Genomic DNA, 19,275 nt, shown 5'->3' on the forward strand with positions numbered 1-19,275 from the left:
GCTAGACCTGGGCCTTGGTCGCGATGGCCTCGCGGATCCGGGCGACGGCGTCGGCGACGGGGATGCCGTTCTCCTGGGTGCCGTCGCGGAAGCGGAAGCTGACCGCTCCGGCGTCGCGGTCCTTCTCGCCGACGATCAGCTGGAACGGGACCTTCTGCAGGGTCGCGTTGCGGATCTTCTTCTGCATCCGGTCGCTGGAGTAGTCGATCTCGGCGCGGACTCCGGCCTTCTTCAGCTGACCGACGACGTCCTCGAGGTAGGGCAGGTACTCGTCGGCGATCGGGATGCCGACGACCTGCACCGGCGAGAGCCAGACCGGGAACGCTCCGGCGTAGTGCTCGGTGAGGATGGCGAAGAAGCGCTCGATCGAGCCGAAGAGGGCACGGTGGATCATCACCGGGCGCTTCTTCGAGCCGTCGGAGGCGGTGTACTCGAGCTCGAAGCGCTCGGGCTGGTTGAAGTCGAGCTGGATGGTCGACATCTGCCAGGTGCGGCCGATGGCGTCGCGGGCCTGGACCGAGATCTTCGGGCCGTAGAACGCGGCTCCACCCGGGTCGGGGACCAGCTCGAGGCCGGACTCGACGGCGACGGCGCGCAGCGAATCGATCGCCGACTCCCACTGCTCGGGGTCGCCGACGAACTTCGGGTTGCCCTCCTCGTTGGTGGAGAGCTCGAGGTAGAAGTCGTCGAGGCCGTAGTCGCGCAGGACCTGGAGCACGAACTCGAGGTTCCGGGTCAGCTCGGCCGACACGTCCTCCTGCGTGACGTAGATGTGCGCGTCGTCCTGCGTCAGCCCGCGGACGCGGGTGAGGCCCTGCAGAGTGCCGCTCTTCTCGTAGCGGTACACGGTGCCGAACTCGGCCAGGCGCAGCGGCAGCTCGCGGTAGCTGCGCCCGCGCGAGCGGAAGATCAGGTTGTGGAACGGGCAGTTCATGGGCTTCAGGTAGTAGTCCTGGCCCTGGCGGGTGACGGTGCCGTCCTCGTCCTGCAGCTCGTCGAGGTGCATCGGGGGGAACATGCCCTCGGCGTACCACTGCAGGTGGCCGCTGGTCATGAAGAGGTCGCCCTTGGTGATGTGCGGCGTGTAGACGAGCTCGTAGTCGTGGGCGAGCAGCTGCTCGCGCATGTACTGCTCGATCTCGTAGCGGATGATGCCGCCCTTGGGGTGGAAGACCGCGAGGCCGGAGCCGATCTCGTCCGGGAACGAGAAGAGGTCGAGCTCGTGGCCGAGCTTGCGGTGGTCGCGGCGGGCGGCCTCCTCGAGGCGGGCCTGGTGCGCGCGCAGCTCGTCCTTCGTGGGCCACGCGGTGCCGTAGACGCGCTGCAGCTGCGGGTTCTTCTCCGAGCCGCGCCAGTAGGCCGCGGCGTTGCGGGTCAGCGCGTAGCCGTTGCCGATCATCCGGGTGTTGGGCAGGTGCGGGCCGCGGCAGAGGTCCTTCCAGACCGTCTCGCCGGTGCGGGGGTCGACGTTGTCGTAGATGGTGAGCTCGGCGCCGCCGACCTCGACCGACTCGCCGTCGGCGCCCGCGCCCTTGAGGCCGATCAGCTCGAGCTTGTACGGCTCGGCGGCCAGCTCGGCGCGCGCCTCGTCCTCGGTGACGACGCGGCGCACGAAGCGCTGGCCCTGGCGGATGATGCGGTCCATCGCCTTCTCGAGCGCCTTCATCGCCTCGGGCGTGAAGGGCTCGGTGACGTCGAAGTCGTAGTAGAAGCCGTCGGTGACGGGCGGGCCGATGCCGAGCTTCGCCTCCGGGTTGCTCTGCTGCACGGCCTGCGCGAGCACGTGCGCGGCGGAGTGGCGGAGGATGCTCAGGCCGTCGGGCGAGGAGATCAGGACGGGCTCGATGCTGTCGCCGGGGACGACGTCGGCGGCCAGGTCCTTCAGCTCGCCGTTGACGCGGATCGCGACCACCGCCCGGTCGGTGAAGTGCGTGAACCCCGTGCCGGCCTCGGTGACGACGGCGGCGTCGGCGGCGGGACGGGACGATTCGGGGACGTTCGACGATGCGTTCGACACGCGCGGGTGCTCCTCTGGGGCTGGGGGACCCCTCGACTTTAGTCGTCGGCGCGGCCGCCCCGACGCGGCGACGCGGCCCGGGAGGTGACCTCCCGGGCCGCGCAGGGATTCCCGCGCCCCGTCTCGATTCCTGGCGATCGGGGGCGGCAGTGCTCCCCTGGCACCGGGGCGCGACCCGATCGCACTCCCGGCACCGGGACGATTCTAGGAGGATCGCTGAGGAACGCCCGGGAGAAGATCGAGGATGTCACTCCCTGTGCGACCCCCTTACTGGGGCCACGCACTGGGTTGCCAGGACCGCTATGTTCGGCGGAGAACCACCCGACCACCGGGACCGGAGCGCACGAACCCTGTCGTGCCGCGCCGCCCCGACGCGAGGCCCCGCCTCGACCGATCTGCTCATCCTGGGAGCACGACGGTCACAGCGGTGCCGACGTGGCGACGATGCATCGCGGCCCCGAAACCGCGACGTCCTCCGAGCCCGCCCTGCAGTACCCCCCTTCCCTGTAAACCCGAAATGCAGGTTGATCCTTTGTATGCACCACTGGTGCGCGCCTTCAGCGCGCCCACACGGCTCCCTCCCTCCTCGAGACCCCGTCGCCTCCCCCCGGCGACCCGGCATACGAGCGGCGGTGAGAGCAGGAGACCGCGGTGACCGCCGTCTCCACCGCGGCCCCGACTCCTCAGCGCGATCCGCGCGCCCTCGTCCTCGTTCCGGCACCGCCGGCGGAGGCTTCGAGCTGGCGACGCCGATTCTCGCGGAGGGTCCTGGCCGCGGACGTCTTGGTCGTGCTCGGGGCCGTGTCGCTGGCCGCCGGCCTGCGCTCGACCGCCGAAGCGCGATCCGCCGAGGCGCGCTCGGCCGACCTCGTGGTCGCCGCCGTCCTCGGCGCCCTCTGGGTCTGCTCCGTCCTCCTCGCCCAGCGGCGCCTCGCGCACCGCATCGGAGCGGGAGCGGACGAGTTCCGCCGTCTGCTCTCGGCGACGGTCGCGACGTTCGGCCTCGCCTCCGTCGCCTCGGTCCTCACCCACGTCGACCTGCCACGCGTGCACGTGCTGATCGCCCTGCCCGTCGGGCTCGGCGGGATGCTGGCGGCGCACGCCCTCAGCCGCGGGCACCTGGCCCGGGAGCGACGGGCCGGTCGTGCCCTGTCCCGGGTGATCGTCGTCGGCAGCGCCGGTGACGTGACGCACATCGTCACCCAGATCGACCGACGGCGCGGCCGCGTCGAGTACGACGTCGTCGGCGTCGCGCTCTCGACCGGCGGTGAGCGCACTCGCCTCGCCGACCCGCGGCGCTCGATCACCGTCCGAGGCCGCTCGATCCCGGTCGTCGGAGCGATCGACACGATCGCCCAGGCGGTCGTCGAGCAGCGCGCCGACGCGGTGGTCGTGGCCGGGCAGGTGGACGGCGGCGACGCCTACCTCCGCCGGCTCTGCTGGGCGCTCGAGCCGTTCGCGGTCGAGCTGGTGCTCGCACCGGGGCTCAGCAGCGTCGCCGGACCGCGCATCCACTGGCGCCCGGTGGACGGTCTCCCGCTGATGCGGGTCGAGCCGCCGCGCTACTCCGGTCCGCGCCACGCGCTCAAGCGCGTGCTGGACGTGAGCGTCTCGGCCCTCGCGCTGCTGGTGCTCTCGCCGCTGCTGGCCGTGCTCGCGGTGATGATCCGGCGCGACAGCACCGGGCCCGCCCTGTTCCGGCAGCAGCGGGTCGGCCGCGCCGGGCACCTCTTCACCATGCTGAAGTTCCGCTCGATGAGCATCGACGCGGAGTCGCGGCTGGCGGAGCTGAGTGCGGCGAACGAGGGCTCCGGCCTGCTGTTCAAGCTGCGCGACGATCCGCGGGTGACCCCGCTCGGCCGCGTCCTGCGGCGGTACTCGCTCGACGAGCTGCCCCAGTTCTGGAATGTGCTGCGCGGCAGCATGAGCCTGGTCGGCCCTCGCCCGCCGCTGCTCAGCGAGGTGGAGCGCTACGACGACGTCGTGAACCGCCGTCTCTACATCAAGCCCGGCATCACCGGCCTCTGGCAGACCGGCGGCCGCTCCGAGCTCGACTGGGAGGACGGGATCCGACTCGACCTCTACTACGTCGAGAACTGGTCGCTGGCCGGCGACCTGCTCATCCTCTGGCGGACCCTGCGCGTGATGCTGCGCCCGGTCGGCGCGTACTGACGCACGACCGCTCCCCTCCTCTCCTCTCCCTCTCCTCCTCCGGCGCTCTCCCCGCCGTCCCCTCCCTCGGCGCGCCCTGACGCGCCGTCCCCACCCGTCCGCGCGCTCCTTCTCCCTGGTCGGAGCGCCCGGTCCCCTCGGCGTGCCCGCATGCCGCCCTCCTCACCCGAAGGAATCCGCCATGACCACCACCATCCCCTCCCGGAGGCTCCGCGTCGCGCTCGTCGGCGCCGGCTACTGGGGCCCGAACCTCGCCCGGAACTTCTCCGCCAGCGCCGACTGGGACCTGGTCGCGATCTGCGACCTCGACCCGGTCCGCGCGGAGGCCGTCTCCCGCGCCAACGGCTCCGTGCCGGTGCTGCGCTCGCTCTCGGACGTCCTCGACCTGCCGGGACTCGACGCCATCGCCATCGCCACGCCGGCGCGCACCCACCACGCGATCGCCATGGCGGCGATCGCCGCGGGGCTGCACGTGCTGGTGGAGAAGCCGCTCGCCGACTCGAGCGTGCTCGGGATCGACATGGTGAACGCCGCCGAGCGCGCGGGCGTCGTGCTGATGGCCGACCACACCTACTGCTACACGCCCGCCGTGCTGAAGATGAAGGAGCTGATCGCCGCCGGCTCGCTCGGCGACGTGCTCTTCGTCGACGCGGTGCGGATCAACCTCGGTCTGATCCAGCCCGACGTCGACGTGTTCTGGGACCTCGCCCCGCACGACCTGTCGATCCTCGACTTCATCATCCCCGGAGGCCTGCGCCCCGGGAACGTGGCCGCCCAGGGCTCCGACCCGCTCGGCTCCGGCCGCGCCTGCGTCGGCTACCTGACCGTCCCGCTCGGCCAGGGCGCGATCGCCAACGTGCACGTGAACTGGCTCAGCCCGACCAAGATCCGCCGGATGGTGATCGGCGGCTCGCGGCGCACGCTGGTCTGGGACGACGTGAACCCGCAGCAGCGCCTCAGCGTCTTCGACCGCGGCGTCGACCTCGGCACCTCGCTCCGCGGCGGGACCTCCCGCCACGACGCGGCGATCTCCTACCGCCTCGGCGACACCTGGTCGCCCGCCCTGCCCGAGCGCGAGCCGCTCGCCGACATGGTCACGGAGTTCGCGACCTCGATCTCGGAGCGCCGCGCGCCCCGCACCGACGGCCGCGCCGCCCTGCGCGTCCTCAGCGTCCTGGAGCAGGTCAGCGACCGGCTGCTCGACGCCGGCCAGGTCAGCCGCACCACCGCTCCGGCGGTCCGCCTGGAGGAGGCGTCGTGGCTGAGCTGACCCCCTCCCCCGTCTCGCTCGAGGGCGCCGAGGTCCTGGTGACCGGCGGTGCCGGCACCATCGGCTCGACGATCGTCGACCGCCTCCTCGACACCGGCGTCAGCCGGGTCGACGTCCTCGACAACCTCGTCCGCGGGCGCCGGCAGAACCTCGAGCACGCGCTCGCGGACGGCCGGGTCCGGCTGATCGAGGGCGACATCCGCGACCGCGCGACGGTCGACTCGGTCGTCCGCGGCAAGGACGTCGTCTTCCACCAGGCGGCGATCCGGATCACCCAGTGCGCGGAGGACCCGCGCCTGGCCTTCGACGTCCTCGCCTAGGGCTCCTTCACCGTCTTCGAGGCGGCGGCGGCGCACGGCGTGGGCCGGGTGGTGGCCGCGTCCAGCGCCTCCGTCTACGGACTCGCGACGCAGTTCCCCACTCCCGAGAGCAACAACCCCTACGCCAACGACACGATCTACGGCGCGGCGAAGGCCTTCTCGGAGGGCATGCTCACCAGCTTCGGCGCGATGAACGGCCTGCGCTCGACGGCGCTGCGCTACTTCAACGTCTACGGACCGCGGATGGACGTGCACGGCCTCTACACCGAGGTGCTCGTGCGCTGGATGGAGCGGATCGAGGCGGGCGTCCCGCCGCTGATCATGGGCGACGGCGCGCAGACGATGGACTTCGTGCACGTGGACGACGTCGCGCGGGCCAACGTGGTCGCGGCGACGGCGGGCCGTGACGGCGCGTTCAACATCGGCACGGGGGTGGAGACCAGCCTGCTGGAGCTCGCCCGCACGCTGCTGCACGTCATGGAGTCCGACCTCGACGTCGTCTTCGCACCGGCGCGCTCGGTCAACGGCGTCACCCGCCGCCTGGCCGACACGCGGGCGGCGCGCGACGAGCTCGGCTTCGTCACCGCGTACGACCTGGAGAGCGGTCTGCGCTCGCTGGTCGAGTGGTGGCGCGCCGAGCGACTCGACGCCCCCGTCCTGAGCGGAGCGACCCGATGAGCGCGGCGAGTACCGGCGCGGCCAGCACCGGGCGCATCGACGTGATGCGCCCCTGGCTGGGAACCGAGGAGAGCGACGCGCTCGCCGAGGTGATCGCCTCCGGCTGGATCGCGCAGGGCCCCCGGGTCGCGCGCTTCGAGGCGGAGTTCGCCGAGGCGATGGGCGTCGGCCACGCGGTCGCGCTGTCCAGCTGCACCACGGCCCTGCACCTCGGGCTCGTGGTCGGCGGCGTGAGCGCCGGGGACGACGTCGTGGTCCCCTCCTTCTCCTTCATCGCGACCGCCAACGCGGTCGTGCACGCCGGCGGCCGGCCCGTCTTCGCGGATGTCGACCCGGTCACGGGCAACGTCACCGCGGAGACGATCGCCGCGGCGCTGACCCCGGCCACCCGCGCGGTGATCGCGGTCGACCAGGGCGGCGTGCCCGTCGACCTCGAGCCGATCCGCGCGCTCTGCGACCCGCTCGGGATCCTCGTGCTCGAGGACGCCGCCTGCGGCGCGGGCTCGCGGTACCGCGGCCGCTCCGTCGGCGCCGGCGCGGCGCTGACCGCCTGGTCGTTCCACCCGCGCAAGCTCCTCACCACCGGTGAGGGCGGGATGCTCACGACGGACGACGCGGACCTCGCGGCCCGCGCCCGCCGCCTCCGCGAGCACTCGATGTCCGTCTCCGCGGCGGACCGGCACGGCAGCGTGCTCGCCGCACCGGAGCACTACGACGAGGTCGGCTTCAACTTCCGGATGACCGATCTGCAGGCCGCCCTCGGCCTCGTGCAGCTCGGCCGGCTGCCGGCGCTGATCGAGCGCCGCCGGGCGCTCGCGGCCCGGTACGCGGCGGCCTTCGCCGACGTCCCGGGGCTGCGCACGGTGACCGACCCGGAGCACGGCACGAGCAACTTCCAGTCGTTCTGGATCGAGGTCGGCGACGACTACCCGCTCGAGCGCGACGGCCTGATGGCCGAGCTCGCCTCGCGCGACGTCTCGGCCCGCCGCGGCATCATGGCGGCCCACCGCCAGCCGCCGTACCGCGCCCACCCGAACGCGGACCGACTGCCCGTCACCGAGCGACTGACCGACCGGACGCTGATCCTGCCGCTCTTCCACGCCCTCACCGAGCAGGACCAGGACCGGGTGATCGAGGCCGTTCTGGCCCCGTCGCGCCTGGCCCGCGAGCACGAGACGGCGGTCCTCCGTGCGTGAGCTGATCCTGGTCGGCGCGAGCGGACTGGCGCGGGAGACCCTCGCCCTCCTCTCCGTGAGCGGCAGCCACCGCGTCATCGGCGTGGTCGACGACGGCGCCGCGCGCTGGGGCACCGAGATCTCGGGAGTCCCCGTGATCGGCGGCCTCGACGCGATCGCCGAGCACCCCCGCGCCGAGATCGCCGTCTGCGTCGGCCACGGCAGCGGCCGGGCGCGCATCGTCGACCGCCTCCGCGCGATCGGCGTGCACGACCATCGCTACGCCCGGATCGTGCACCCCGCCATCCACGTCCCGGACGACTGCCGGATCGGTGCGGGGAGCATCCTGCTCGCCGGCGTCGTGCTGACCGCCGATGTGGCGATCGGCCGGCACGTGGTGGCCATGCCGAACGTGACCCTCACCCACGGCGACCGCATCGGCTCGTTCGCCACCCTCTGCGCCGGGGTCACCCTCGGCGGCGGGGTGCGGGTGGGTGAGGAGGCGTACCTGGGCATGGGCGCCTCCGTCCGCGAGCGCTCGCGGATCGGCCGCCGGGCGACGCTCGGCATGGGCGCGGTGCTGCTGCGCGATCAGCCGGCCGGCGAGATCTGGCTGGGCGTGCCCGCGGCTCCGCGGATCGAGCCCGACGCCGTCCGGCGCGCGGACAGCACCCTCGAAGGAGCGTCCGCATGAGCGCCGTCCGCGGGCACCGGTCGCCGGTGCTCCCCCTCTCCGGCCCGGCGCCGCTCGTCTCGGTCGTGATCGCGGCCGTCGACGGCGCATCTCCCCTCGCCGCGCTGGCGAGCGTCCTCGCGCAGCGCGGCGTCCGGCTGGACGTCGTCGTCGTGACGGACGCGGATCCGGTCGTCGACGACGAGCGCGTGCGCGTGCTCGAGGTGCCCGCCGGCCTCGGCGCGATCGCCGCCCGCAACGCCGGGCTCGCGCTCGTCCGCGGCGAGTCCGTGCTGGTGCTGCCGAGCACCGACGCGCTCACCGCCGGGGCGCTCGAGCGGGCGGCGGCCCTGCTGGCCGCGCACCCGTGGGTGGGCGCCGTGCACGGCGACGCCGAGATCTCGGTCCGGCCCGCGACCGCGGCCACCGGGCGCGTGGAGTGGACGCTGTGGAGCGGGGCCGACTGGATCGAGCGCACGAGCCGGCACGGCTCCGACCTCCTGGTCGACCACGCCGTGCTGGTCCGCCGCTCCCTCGCCGACGCTCTCGGCGGCTACGCCGAGGACCTCCCCCGCACCGCCGACCTCGACTACGGGCTGCGGCTCGCGGCGCTCGGCGGGATCGGCCGGGTCAGTGGCGTCGTCCAGACCCGCTGCCACCCGCAGCCGACCATCGACCCGCTGGCGGAGCTGCGCGAGCGCCGGGGCACCATCGAGCACTTCTTCACCAGCGCCGGGCACGACTCCTCCGGCCGCCGGGCGCAGGGCGGGGACCGCCGCGCGAACGCCGGCCGCGCCCTCGCCCACGAGGCGATGGGCCGGGCGCTGCGCAGCCGCGCCTCGGCACGCCCCGAGGATCAGGCCGAGGGCGCCCGCTTCGCCTCGATCGCCGCCGAGTGCTGGCCGGCGGTCGTCGACACGGCCGAGTGGCGGCGGTTCGTCCGCGCCGGCGAGCGCGCGCGGAGGCCGCTCTCGTGACCGCCGTCGAGTCCCCTCCGGTCTCCGCGGGCCGGAGCCGCATCGCATCGGCCCTCGGCTGGAGCGCGCTCAGCACGATCGCGCTCCGGCTCGGCAGCCTCGCCCTGGGCGTCGTGCTGGCCCGGCTTCTCGCGCCCGAGGCGTTCGGCGTCTACGCGCTCGCGCTCACCGTGCAGTCGGTGCTGATGGCGCTGTCCGACTTCGGACTCAGCACCGATCTGATCCGCTCGAGCGAGCCCGAGCGGCGCGCGCCGACCGTGGCCGTGCTCGGCCTGGTCCTCGGCGGGACTCTCGGCGCGGCGATGGCGGCCTCGGCGCCGATGATCGCCGCGGCGACGGGCTCGCCCGAGACGGCCGGCGTGCTGGCGGTCCTCGCGATCACCCTGCCGCTGGCCGGGGCCGGAGTGGTCCCCTACGCCGCGCTGCAGCGCCGCTTCGCCCAGCGGCCGCTCTTCCTGATCGCCGCCGTCGACTTCGTCGTCTCCACCGCGATCACCCTCGCGCTGCTCGCCGCCGGCACCGGGGTACTGGCGCTCGCCGTCGCCCGCGTCGTGGCGCAGACCTGCACGATGGTGCTGCTCTTCGTCGCCGCCCGCGAGCGGCCGCGCCTGGGCTGGGACCGCTCGATCGCCCCCTCCGCGCTGCGCTTCGGCCTGCCGGTGGCGATCGCCAACCTGATCTCCTGGGGCGTGCTCGGCACCGACAAGGTGGTGATCGCCGGGCTGATCGATCCGGTGGCGCTGGGCTACTACGTCCTCGCGTTCAACATCTCGACCTGGCCGATGACCGCGGTGGGCCAGGTGGTCCGCTCCGTCGCGCTGCCCGCGTTCTCCCGCGCGCACGAGGACGGCCGCCCCCTGCCCGTCGCCGCGGCGACCGGGCTGACCTGGGCGCTCGCCGCTCCGCTCGGCGCGCTGCTCGCCGCCCTGGCCGCCCCGCTCGTGCACGTCGTCTACGGCGAGCGCTGGACTCCCGCCGCGGCGGCGCTGGGACTGCTCGGCGTCGTCGGTGCGCTGCGGGTGGTCGCCGATCTCTTCAGCTCGGCGGCACTCGCGAAGGGCGGCTCCGGTCGCGTCGCGATCGTGCAGGGCGTCTGGTTCGCGGCGCTCACGCTCGCGCTCGTCCCGGCGGTGCTGGGCGGCGGCTTCGTCGGCGCGGCCTGGGCGCAGATCGGGGTGGCCGCGCTCGTGGTCGGTCCCGTCTTCGCCTGGCTGCTGCGCTCGATCGACGTCGACCTGCGCGCCGTCGGCCGCTCCCTGCTGCCGCCGGCGCTCGCCGCGGCGGCCGCGGCCGGTGCCGCGCTGCTCGTCCCGATCGGCCTCGCCGCCGTCGGCCTCGACGCCGACTGGCTCGCCCTCCTCGGGGGCGGCGCGACCGGCGGCGTCCTCTACCTCCTCCTCCTGCGGACCTGGCTGCTGCGCCGGGTCCGCGAGCTCACCTCCGACCGAAGGAACCCGTCATGACCACCGAGCCGATCGTCCCGCTCGCCGATCTGCACCTCCAGCACCTCGTCGTCGCCGACGTGATCCGGGAGGGCTTCGACCGCGTGCTCGCGGACTCGTCGTTCGTCCGCGGTCCGGACGTGTCCCGCTTCGAGGAGGAGTTCGCCGCGTACTGCGACGTGCGGCACACCATCGGAGTCGGCAACGGGACGGACGCGCTCGAGCTCGCCCTCCTGGCGCTCGACCTCGCACCCGGCGACGAGGTGCTCGTCCCCGCGAACACCTTCGTGGCGACCGCCGAGGCCGTCGTCCGCGCCGGCGCCCGGCCGGTGTTCGTCGACTGCGACGACGACTACCTGATCGACGTCGACTCGGCCGCGCAGGCCGTCACTCCCCGCACCCGCGCGGTGATGGCGGTGCACCTCTACGGGCAGTGCGCCCCGGTGGAGCGGCTGTCCGCCGCTCTCGGCGAGGGCGTGCGGATCGTCGAGGACGCGGCGCAGGCCCAGGGCGCCCGGCGCTTCGGCGCCCGCGCGGGCTCGCTCGGCGCCATCGCCGGCACCAGCTTCTACCCGGGCAAGAACCTGGGCGCCTACGGCGACGCGGGCGGAGTGATGACCGACGACGACGAGCTCGCCGCGGCCGTGCGCCGGCTCGGCAACCACGGCGGCCTCAGCGCCTACCGGCACGACGTCGTCGGCACGAACTCGCGGCTCGACTCGCTGCAGGCGGTCGTGCTGAGCGCGAAGCTCGCGCACCTGGACGAGTGGAACCAGCAGCGCCGGGACGCCGCCGCCCGCTACGCCGAGCTCCTCGACGGCATCGACGGGCTGGTCCTCCCCCGCACCGCGCCGGGCAACGAGCACGTGCACCACCTCTACGTCGTGCGCACCCCGGAGCGGGAGCGCCTGCGCGCCGCGCTCGCGGAGGCCGGCGTCGCGACCGGCGTGCACTACCCGACACCGGTGCACCTGCTGGCCCCGTTCCTCCCCGCCTCCGGCCGCCCGCGCTCGCTGCCGCGCGCCGAGGCGTTCGCCGGGCAGCTGCTGACGCTGCCGCTGTTCCCCGGCATCACGGCGGCGCAGCAGGAGTACGTGGCGGAGTCGCTGATCGCCGCGCTGCGGAGCACGACCTCCGCCGCCCCGAGCCCGGCGGGGGTGCTGTCGTGACGACCGCCGTCGCCGCGGGGACCCGGCGCAGTCGCACGGTGCCGGTCGAGGAGATCGACACCTCCGACGCCACCGTCTCGGTCCTCATCCCGCTGCACGACTACGCGCAGTTCCTGCCCGCCGCCGCGGCGAGCGCCCTCGGCCAGACGGGCGTCCGCGTGCAGCTGGTGATCGTCGACGACCGCTCCACCGACGACTCGCTCGCGGTCGCCCGCTCGATCGCGGCCGGCGACGACCGCGTCCTGGTGCTGGCGGACCCGCGGAACCTCGGGCCCGTGGGCAGCGTGCTCGCCGCGCTGGCCGTGGCGACCGGCGAGTTCTCCTGGTACCTCGACGCCGACGACGTGATCGCGCCGGGCGCCCTGGCCCGCGCGGTCGCCGTCGCCCGCGCGCACCCGTCGGTCGGGCTGGTCTACGGCCACCCCGTGCACTTCCCGGACGGGTCGGTGCTGCCGACCGCGCGGACGACTCCGACGTCGTGGCTGCTCTGGTCCGGCGGCGACTGGCTGCACGAGCGCTGCCGCACCGGGCTCAACGTGATCACCTCGCCCGAGGTGCTCGTGCGCCGCTCGGTCCTCGACCGCGTCGGCTGGCCCCGGCCGCTGCCGCACACCTACGACATGGAGCTCTGGCTGCGCCTCTCGGCCGCGTCCGACGTCGCCTACATCCAGGGCGTCGACCAGGCCTGGCACCGCGAGCACGCGGGCAGCCGCTCGGACACCGTGACGCCGCTGCACGACCTGCGCGAGCGCCTGCTCGCCTTCGAGACCTTCTTCGCCGATCCCGGCGGACCGCTCGACCGGCGCGACGAGCTCGAGCACCTCGCCCGGCGGGCCCTCGCCCGCGACGCCCTCGTCAAGGGCGCGCAGCGCTTCGACAGCGGCGGCGCCACCGCGGCGGACCTCGAGGAGCACCTCGGCTTCGCGCACCAGGTCTACGGCGACGCGGCCCGGCTGCCCGAGTGGGAGCGCCTGCAGTCGCGGCTGCTGAGCGCGCCGAGCGACCGCTTCTCCCCGCGCTTCCTGCTGGAGCGGGTGCTGCGGCGCCTGCGCACCGACCGGTCCTGGCGCCGCTGGCACCACGAGGGGAGCTTCTGATGCGCGCCTCCCGCGTCCCCCGCGAGCTCGTCCGGCGCCTGCGCAGCACCGGCGGCCGCGATCTGCTGCAGCGCGCCGTCCGCTCGCTCGGCGACCGCGTCGGCGTCCGCGAGCTCGACATGCCGCTGCTCCCCGGCGACATCGCCGACTCCGGTCTCCTCCACCTGCCCGGCGCCCCTGTCCGCGCCGAGGGCCCCGCATCGATCGGCTGGATCTGCACCCCGCCCGACCGCGGCTCCGGCGGCCACACCACCCTGTTCCGGATGGTGCAGGGCCTGGTCGAGCGCGGCCACCGCTGCACCCTCTTCCTCTACGACCGGCACGGGGCCGACTTCGAGACCCGCGCCGCGATCATCCGCGCCGGCTGGCCGTGGCTCGACGTGGACATCCGCAGCGCCGACGACGGCGTCACCGGCGTCGACGCGGCCGTGGCGACCTCCTGGGAGACCGCGCACGTGCTCGCCACTCGCGGGACGGCGCCGATGGCCCGGCTGTACTTCGTGCAGGACTACGAGCCGTTCTTCCACCCGCGCGGGACCCTCGCGGCCCTGGCGGAGGACAGCTACCGATTCGGATTCCGCACCATCGCCCTCGGCGAGATGGTGCGCTCGCACCTCGACGCGCTCGGCGTCGCGAGCGACCTCGCCCCGTTCGGCTGCGACACCACCACCTACACGCTGGACAACCCCGACGGCGAGCGCTCGGGCGTGGTGTTCTACGCCAAGCCCGCCGCCGACCGGCGCGGCTACCTGCTCGGCCGGCGGGCGCTCGCGCTCTTCCACGCCGAGCACCCCGAGGTGCCGATCCACGTCTACGGCACGGCGCCCGGAGCGTGGGACGTGCCGGTGATCGAGCACGGCACCCTCGCGCCGAGCGAGCTCGCCGCCCTCTACAACCGCTGCTCGGCCGGCATCGCCCTCTCCTTCACCAACATCTCGCTGGTGGCGGAGGAGCTGCTCGCCTGCGGCGCCGTCGCCGTGGTGAACGACGCCGTCGACGCCCGCGCGGACCTGCCGCACCCCGGCGCGAGCTGGGCCCGCCCGACTCCGGCGGGCATCGCGGAGGCGCTCGGCCGCGCGGTCGACGCCGCCCGTCCCGGCCGCGAGGTCGCCACCGGCGTCCGGCACGGCTGGGGCGTCGCCCAGGAGGTCGTCGAGCGCGTCGTCCTCGACGAGCTCGCCCGGACGACCCTCGCCGGCCCGGCACGCACCGCGGCCGCGGCCCCCGCCCCCGCACTCGTCCCCTCACTCGCCCCCGCTCGATCGGAGAGCTGACCCATGACCCTCGAAACCCACCGCCGGGTCGTCCTCGGCGGCAGCCCCGTCGATCTCGCCCGGCACGAGGAGGCGGTCCGCACCATCGCGGACCGCGCCGCCGCCCTGCACGACGCACCGCTGGGCGTCCTCTCCGTGAACGTCGACCACGTCAACCACTTCGGCCACGGCGGACGCTGGCAGCACGTGCTCGAGCGCCGCGCCCTGCCGGTCGCCGAGGCGCCGACACTCGTCCTGGTCCCGGTGGCCGAGGGCGAGACCGAGTGGACCGACGCGCCGCTGGACGTCCCGGCCCGCCCGGTCGAGTGGCTCTCGCTCATCGACGGCAGCCCGATCGCCAAGCAGGCCGAGCGGCTCACCGGCGTCTCCTGGCCGCGCCTGGCCGGCAGCGACCTGATCGGTCCGCTGCTGGACCGCGCCGCGACCGACGGCGTGCGCGTCGGCGTGCTCGGCGGCTCCGAGGCCGCGCAGTCCCGGCTGCGCGCCCGCCTGTCCGAGGAGCGGCCCGACCTGGTGATGGCCGGACTCTGGTCGCCGTCCCGGGCCGAGCTCGCCGACCCCGCCGCCAACGCCGCGCTGGTCGAGTCGATCCGCGGTGCGCGGGTCGACCTCCTCATCGTCGGACTCGGCAAGCCCCGCCAGGAGCTCTGGATCGACGAGCACGGCCCGCGCACCGGCGCGCACGTGCTGCTGGCCTTCGGCGCGGCCGTCGACTTCCTCGGCGGCTCCGTCCGCCGGGCGCCGCAGTGGGTCGCCGACCGCGGCGTGGAGTGGCTCTGGCGCCTCGCGCTCGAGCCGCGCCGCCTCGCGCGCCGCTACCTCGTCGAGGGCCCGCTCGCCTACGCGAGCCTGCGCCGGCACAGCTCGACCACCCCGCACCGAGGCCCCGTGCTCGGCAGGGCCGCGCAGCCCGCCGCGCCGTCCCCCGTGCTGCCCGTGATCCTGCCCGGCGGGAGCGCCCGCTTCGTCGGAGCCGGCGAGCGCGCCGACGTCGCCGCCCTCGTCGTCAGCTACCGCTCGGCCGCGACGATGGAGCGCCTGCTGACGAGCCTGCGTGCGGAGGCCGCGACCGGCGTCCGGATCCGCGTGGTCGTCGTCGACAACGCCTCCGACGACGGCTCGCTCGCCCTCGCGGCGGCGCACTCCGACGTCGTCGCCGTCGACGCGGGCGCCAACGTCGGCTACGCCGCCGCGATCAACATCGCCCGGCGGCACGCGGGCGACGCGGGCGCGCTGCTCGTGCTGAACCCCGATCTGGTCGTGCTGCCCGGCGCGGTCTCGACGCTGCTGGCGCGGATGGACTCCTCCTCCGCGGGCATCGTCGTGCCGCTCCTGCTCGACGCCGCGGGCGCCCCGTCGCGCTCGCTCCGCCGCGAGCCGACCCGGCTGCGCGCCCTCGGCGACGCACTGCTCGGCGACAAGGTCCTCGACCGCCCCGCGTTCTCCAGCGAGACCGACAGCGATCCGGAGAGCTACCGCCACGCCCACCGGATCGACTGGGCGACCGGCGCCGCGATGCTGATCGACGCGCTGGTCGCCGCCCGCCTCGGCGACTGGGACGAGCGGTTCTTCCTCTACTCCGAGGAGACGGACTACTTCCGCCGCGCCCGCGACCTCGGCGCCGAGGCCTGGTTCGAGCCCGCCGCGCAGGTCGTGCACGACGGCGGCGGCTCCGGCTCCTCCACCGCCCTCGCCGCGCTGCTCGCCGTGAACCGGGTGCGCTACGTGCAGAAGTTCCACGGCGCGCTGTACTCGAGCACCTTCCGCCTCGTCGTGCTGGCGGCGGAGTCCGCCCGCAGCGCCCTCCCCGGCGCCCGAGGCCGCGAGCACCGGCACGCGGCCCTCGCGCTCGCGGTCGGTGCCCGGCTCGCCTCGCTCCCCTCCGGCGCGCTCGCCCGCCCGCTCGCCGCACCGCACCCGAGCGGCTCGGTCGTCGTCCCCGCGCACGACGAGGAGGCGGTGATCGCCCGCACTCTGGCGCCGCTGGCCGCCGCGGCCGCGAGCGGCGCCCTCGAGGTGATCGTCGTCTGCAACGCCTGCACCGACGCCACCGCCGAGATCGCGCGCGGCTTCGCCGGCGTCACCGTGGTCGAGATCGCCGAGGCGTCCAAGACCGCGGCCCTGAACGCGGGCGACGCGGTGGCCGCCACCTGGCCGCGCCTCTACCTCGACGCGGACGTCGGTGTCACGGCGGACGCGGTCTGGAACGTCTTCGACGCGGTCACCCGCGGCGGGCTGCTCGCCGCCCGGCCGACGGCGGTCTACGACGCGACCGGAGCCGACCCGCTGGTCCGCGCCTACTACCGCGCCCGCTCGCGCACGGCCTCGCTGCACACCGCGCTCTGGGGGGCCGGCGGCTACGCCGTCAGCGGCCCGGGGCACGAGCGGATCGGGACCTTCCCCGCGCTGATCGCCGACGACGAGTTCGTCGACGGCCGGTTCTCCGTCGCCGAGCGCGCCGTCGTCGCCACCGCCCCCGCGGTGGTGCAGGTGCCCCGGAGCGCGACCAGCCTGCTCGGCGTCCTGCGCCGCACCCAGCGCGGCAGCGCGCAGCTGGCGGCGGCGACCCCCGGCGGCGAGCGCCGCTCGTCCCGCACCGCCGTTCAGGTGCTGCGGGCCGCCCAGGGTCCGCTCGAGCTCGCCGACGCCGCCGTCTACCTCTGCTTCGCCCTCGCCAGCCGGCTGCCGGAGCGGCAGGCGGCGGGCTGGACCCGCGACGAGACCACCCGCCGGGCCTCCTCCGCGCAGTCGGGGGCCTGACCCGTGGCCGTGATGATCGAGCGGACCGGGCCCCCGACGCTGCTGCGCCTGGTCGCCTACGCGCTGTTCCTCTTCCCCGCGGATCAGGTGCTCGCTCCCCTGGGCGCGTCCGGCTCGGTCGCGATGGTGCTCGCACTGCTGCTCACCGGCGCGTGGGCGGCGTCGGCCCTGCTGGGGCTGCACGACCCGATCCCGATGCGCCACCCGGGGCGGGCCGCGCTCACCCTGCTGCTGCTCGTGAGCATCGCGTCCTACGTCCGCTACGCCGTCAACGACACCATCCCGCGCACCGGCGAGGGGCAGCTCAGCGCCGACCGCTGGCTGCTGCTGCTGCTCGCCTCCGCCGGGATCGCCCTGGTCACCACCCAGAGCGTGCGCACCCTCGAGGACGCGCGGGTGCTGCTCGGCTCGCTCGTGAACGCGGCGTCGATCTGCGCGATCGTGGCGATCATCCAGTTCACCACCCACGTCGACCCGGTCGAGTGGATCCGGAGCGTCATGGTCGGCTTCGTCGACAACGGCGGCAGCACGCCGTTCCAGGACCGGGACGGGCTCACCCGGGTGGCGGGCACCACCTTCCACCCGATCGAGCTGGCGGTCGTCTCGGCGATGCTGCTGCCGCTCGCCGTCTGGCGGCTGCTGTACGACCGGACGACCCCGCGGTTCCTCCGCGCCGCCTCCTGCGTGCTGCTGGTCGTCGCCCTGGCGCTGACGGTCTCGCGGTCGGGAGTGCTCTCCCTGGTGGTGGGCGCTGTGGTCTGCGCTGTCTTCCTGCCCGCCTACGCCAGGAGGTGGGGCTACGTGATCGCGCCCGTCGCCGTCGCCGCGTTCTTCGTGACCACCCCGGGCCTGCTCGGCACCCTCACCGGCTCGATCGGCGCGGGCACCAGCGACTCCTCGATCACCAACCGCCTCGACAACTACCCGCGCGTGGCGGCCCTCGTCGCGCACCAGCCCCTGCTGGGCACCGGCCCGGGCACCTACCTCCCGGACAGCGCCCTGCTCATCCTCGACAACCAGTACCTCGGCGCCGCCATCACGCTCGGCCTCCTCGGCGCCGTCGCGGTGCTCGCCTACTTCGGCGTCCCGGCCCTCTTCGGGCTGATCGCCGCCCAGTTCGCCCGGGACCCGCGCCTGCGCGCCCTGACCGGGAGCGTCGCCGCTTCCGCGACGGTCGCCGCGGTCGCCTCCGCCACCTTCGACTCACTGGGCTTCCCGGTGTTCGCCCTGCTGTACCCGTTCGTGCTCGGCCTGTCCGGGAGCTGCTGGCTCCTGGTCCGCGCCGAGCTCGGACTCCCCTCCGCCCTGAGCGCGGACACCACCGTCCCCGCCCGCGGCGCGATCGATCACGTCCCAGAAAGGCTGTCCTGATGGACCCCGTCTCCGTTCTCCGCACCCTCTGGCGCCACCGGCTCCTCGCCGGCGTCGTCCTCGTGCTCACCGTCGCCGCCATGGCGTACGTCCTCGTGCTCTCACCGCGCACCTACGCCTCGACCGCGACCTACGCGCTGGTCAATCCGAAGCTGCCCTCCACCGCGGAGCTGGAGGCCGACCCGGCCCTCGCCGCGCTGAACTCCGACAACCCGTACCTGCGCTCCTCGGACAACTCGCTCGCCGCCCAGGTGCTCGTCACCGTGATGAACAGCGACGACACCGCCGAAGCGATCGCCGCGCAGGGTCTCAGCACCCAGTTCGCCGTCGAGCGGTCGGCCTGGGCCGGCCAGGGGCTGCTGCTGAGCGTGACCGCCGACGCCCCGACGGCCGACGGCTCGCTCGCCACGACGACGGCGCTCGGCGACCGGCTCGTCGACACGCTGCGCAGCATGCAGACCATCAACGGCGCGGACGACCGCTACCTCTTCACCGCGCTCGAGGTGCAGACGCCCGGCAAGGCGGTCGAGCAGATCTCGGACCGGCTCCGCGCGGTGATCATGGTCGCCGTCGGCGGCGTGGTGCTGCTCTTCGGCGCGATCTCGATCGCCCGCGCCGTCGACGGCCGGCGCGCGGGACGACGGGGCGCCCCGGCCGGCACCTCGACGGCGGCGGCACCGTCTCCGCGCCTCCCGATCGCCGCGCCGAGCACGACGACCTCCGCGCACGACGCCCCGCCCGCCTTCCGCGCCGCCCCGCACGCCGGGCACAGCACCCCGCCCGCCCTGGTCCGGCACCGCGACCCCGTCCCCGAGCGGAGCGGGCTCACCCCGCACCGCGGCTGAGCGGGCCGCGGCGCCGGACGCCGTGCGGGCCGGGC

Annotated in this window: 13 protein-coding genes and 1 pseudogene; 13 read left to right on the forward strand and 1 reads right to left on the reverse strand. The window is 74.7% G+C overall.

The genetic code is table 11. The features are described 5' to 3' along the window. Position 1: 1 nt before the first annotated feature. Positions 2–2,017, reverse strand: coding sequence for a threonine--tRNA ligase (thrS, locus tag MT351_RS14490; RefSeq protein ID WP_374204778.1), 2,016 nt, complete (start codon positions 2,015–2,017; stop codon positions 2–4). A 651-nt stretch (positions 2,018–2,668) separates the two neighbouring features. On the opposite strand from thrS, the gene MT351_RS14495 reads away from it, so the two are divergent. From MT351_RS14495 to MT351_RS14555, 13 genes and pseudogenes are all read left to right on the forward strand, one after another. Next, positions 2,669–4,189, forward strand: a complete 1,521-nt coding sequence (locus MT351_RS14495) for a sugar transferase (protein ID WP_243582510.1) — start codon at positions 2,669–2,671, stop codon at positions 4,187–4,189. A gap of 181 nt (positions 4,190–4,370) precedes the next feature. After that, positions 4,371–5,459, forward strand: coding sequence for a Gfo/Idh/MocA family protein (locus MT351_RS14500; RefSeq protein WP_123733029.1), 1,089 nt, complete (start codon positions 4,371–4,373; stop codon positions 5,457–5,459). Then, positions 5,456–6,457: pseudogene (locus tag MT351_RS14505) on the forward strand (NAD-dependent epimerase/dehydratase family protein). Before MT351_RS14500 ends, MT351_RS14505 begins: the two are co-directional and overlap by 4 nt. Beyond that, positions 6,454–7,653: a DegT/DnrJ/EryC1/StrS aminotransferase family protein gene (locus tag MT351_RS14510; RefSeq protein ID WP_123735856.1), complete on the forward strand. Its 1,200-nt coding sequence runs from the start codon at positions 6,454–6,456 to the stop codon at positions 7,651–7,653. The pseudogene MT351_RS14505 and the gene MT351_RS14510 overlap by 4 nt, the downstream one beginning before the upstream one ends. Further along, positions 7,646–8,326: a NeuD/PglB/VioB family sugar acetyltransferase gene (locus tag MT351_RS14515; protein ID WP_243582512.1), complete on the forward strand. Its 681-nt coding sequence runs from the start codon at positions 7,646–7,648 to the stop codon at positions 8,324–8,326. Before MT351_RS14510 ends, MT351_RS14515 begins: the two co-directional genes overlap by 8 nt. Then, positions 8,323–9,282, forward strand: a complete 960-nt coding sequence (locus tag MT351_RS14520; protein WP_243582514.1) for a glycosyltransferase family 2 protein — start codon at positions 8,323–8,325, stop codon at positions 9,280–9,282. Before MT351_RS14515 ends, MT351_RS14520 begins: the two co-directional genes overlap by 4 nt. Further along, entirely contained in the window at positions 9,279–10,745 is a 1,467-nt protein-coding gene (locus tag MT351_RS14525) for an oligosaccharide flippase family protein (protein WP_243582516.1), read from the forward strand. Before MT351_RS14520 ends, MT351_RS14525 begins: the two co-directional genes overlap by 4 nt. Then, a complete protein-coding gene (locus tag MT351_RS14530) occupies positions 10,742–11,893 on the forward strand; it encodes a DegT/DnrJ/EryC1/StrS aminotransferase family protein (RefSeq protein WP_243582518.1) in 1,152 nt (383 codons plus the stop codon). The genes MT351_RS14525 and MT351_RS14530 overlap by 4 nt, the downstream gene beginning before the upstream one ends. Further along, complete coding sequence (locus tag MT351_RS14535) at positions 11,890–12,990, forward strand: glycosyltransferase family A protein (RefSeq protein ID WP_243582519.1); 1,101 nt, start codon at positions 11,890–11,892, stop codon at positions 12,988–12,990. Before MT351_RS14530 ends, MT351_RS14535 begins: the two co-directional genes overlap by 4 nt. Then, the gene (locus tag MT351_RS14540; RefSeq protein ID WP_243582520.1) at positions 12,990–14,264 is read left to right on the forward strand and encodes a glycosyltransferase family 1 protein; all 1,275 of its coding nucleotides are present in this window, start codon (positions 12,990–12,992) and stop codon (positions 14,262–14,264) included. Before MT351_RS14535 ends, MT351_RS14540 begins: the two co-directional genes overlap by 1 nt. Before the next feature lie 3 nt (positions 14,265–14,267). Continuing rightward, a complete protein-coding gene (locus MT351_RS14545) occupies positions 14,268–17,024 on the forward strand; it encodes a WecB/TagA/CpsF family glycosyltransferase (RefSeq protein WP_243582521.1) in 2,757 nt (918 codons plus the stop codon). A 12-nt stretch (positions 17,025–17,036) separates the two neighbouring features. Further along, a complete protein-coding gene (locus MT351_RS14550; protein WP_243582522.1) occupies positions 17,037–18,395 on the forward strand; it encodes an O-antigen ligase in 1,359 nt (452 codons plus the stop codon). Next, on the forward strand, positions 18,395–19,240 hold the full coding sequence (locus MT351_RS14555; protein ID WP_243582524.1) for a chain-length determining protein: 846 nt from the start codon (positions 18,395–18,397) through the stop codon (positions 19,238–19,240). Before MT351_RS14550 ends, MT351_RS14555 begins: the two co-directional genes overlap by 1 nt. Positions 19,241–19,275 lie beyond the last annotated feature (35 nt).

Source organism: Rathayibacter sp. VKM Ac-2926, from assembly GCF_022815565.1.
Taxonomy (GTDB): Bacteria; Actinomycetota; Actinomycetes; order Actinomycetales; family Microbacteriaceae; genus Rathayibacter; species Rathayibacter festucae.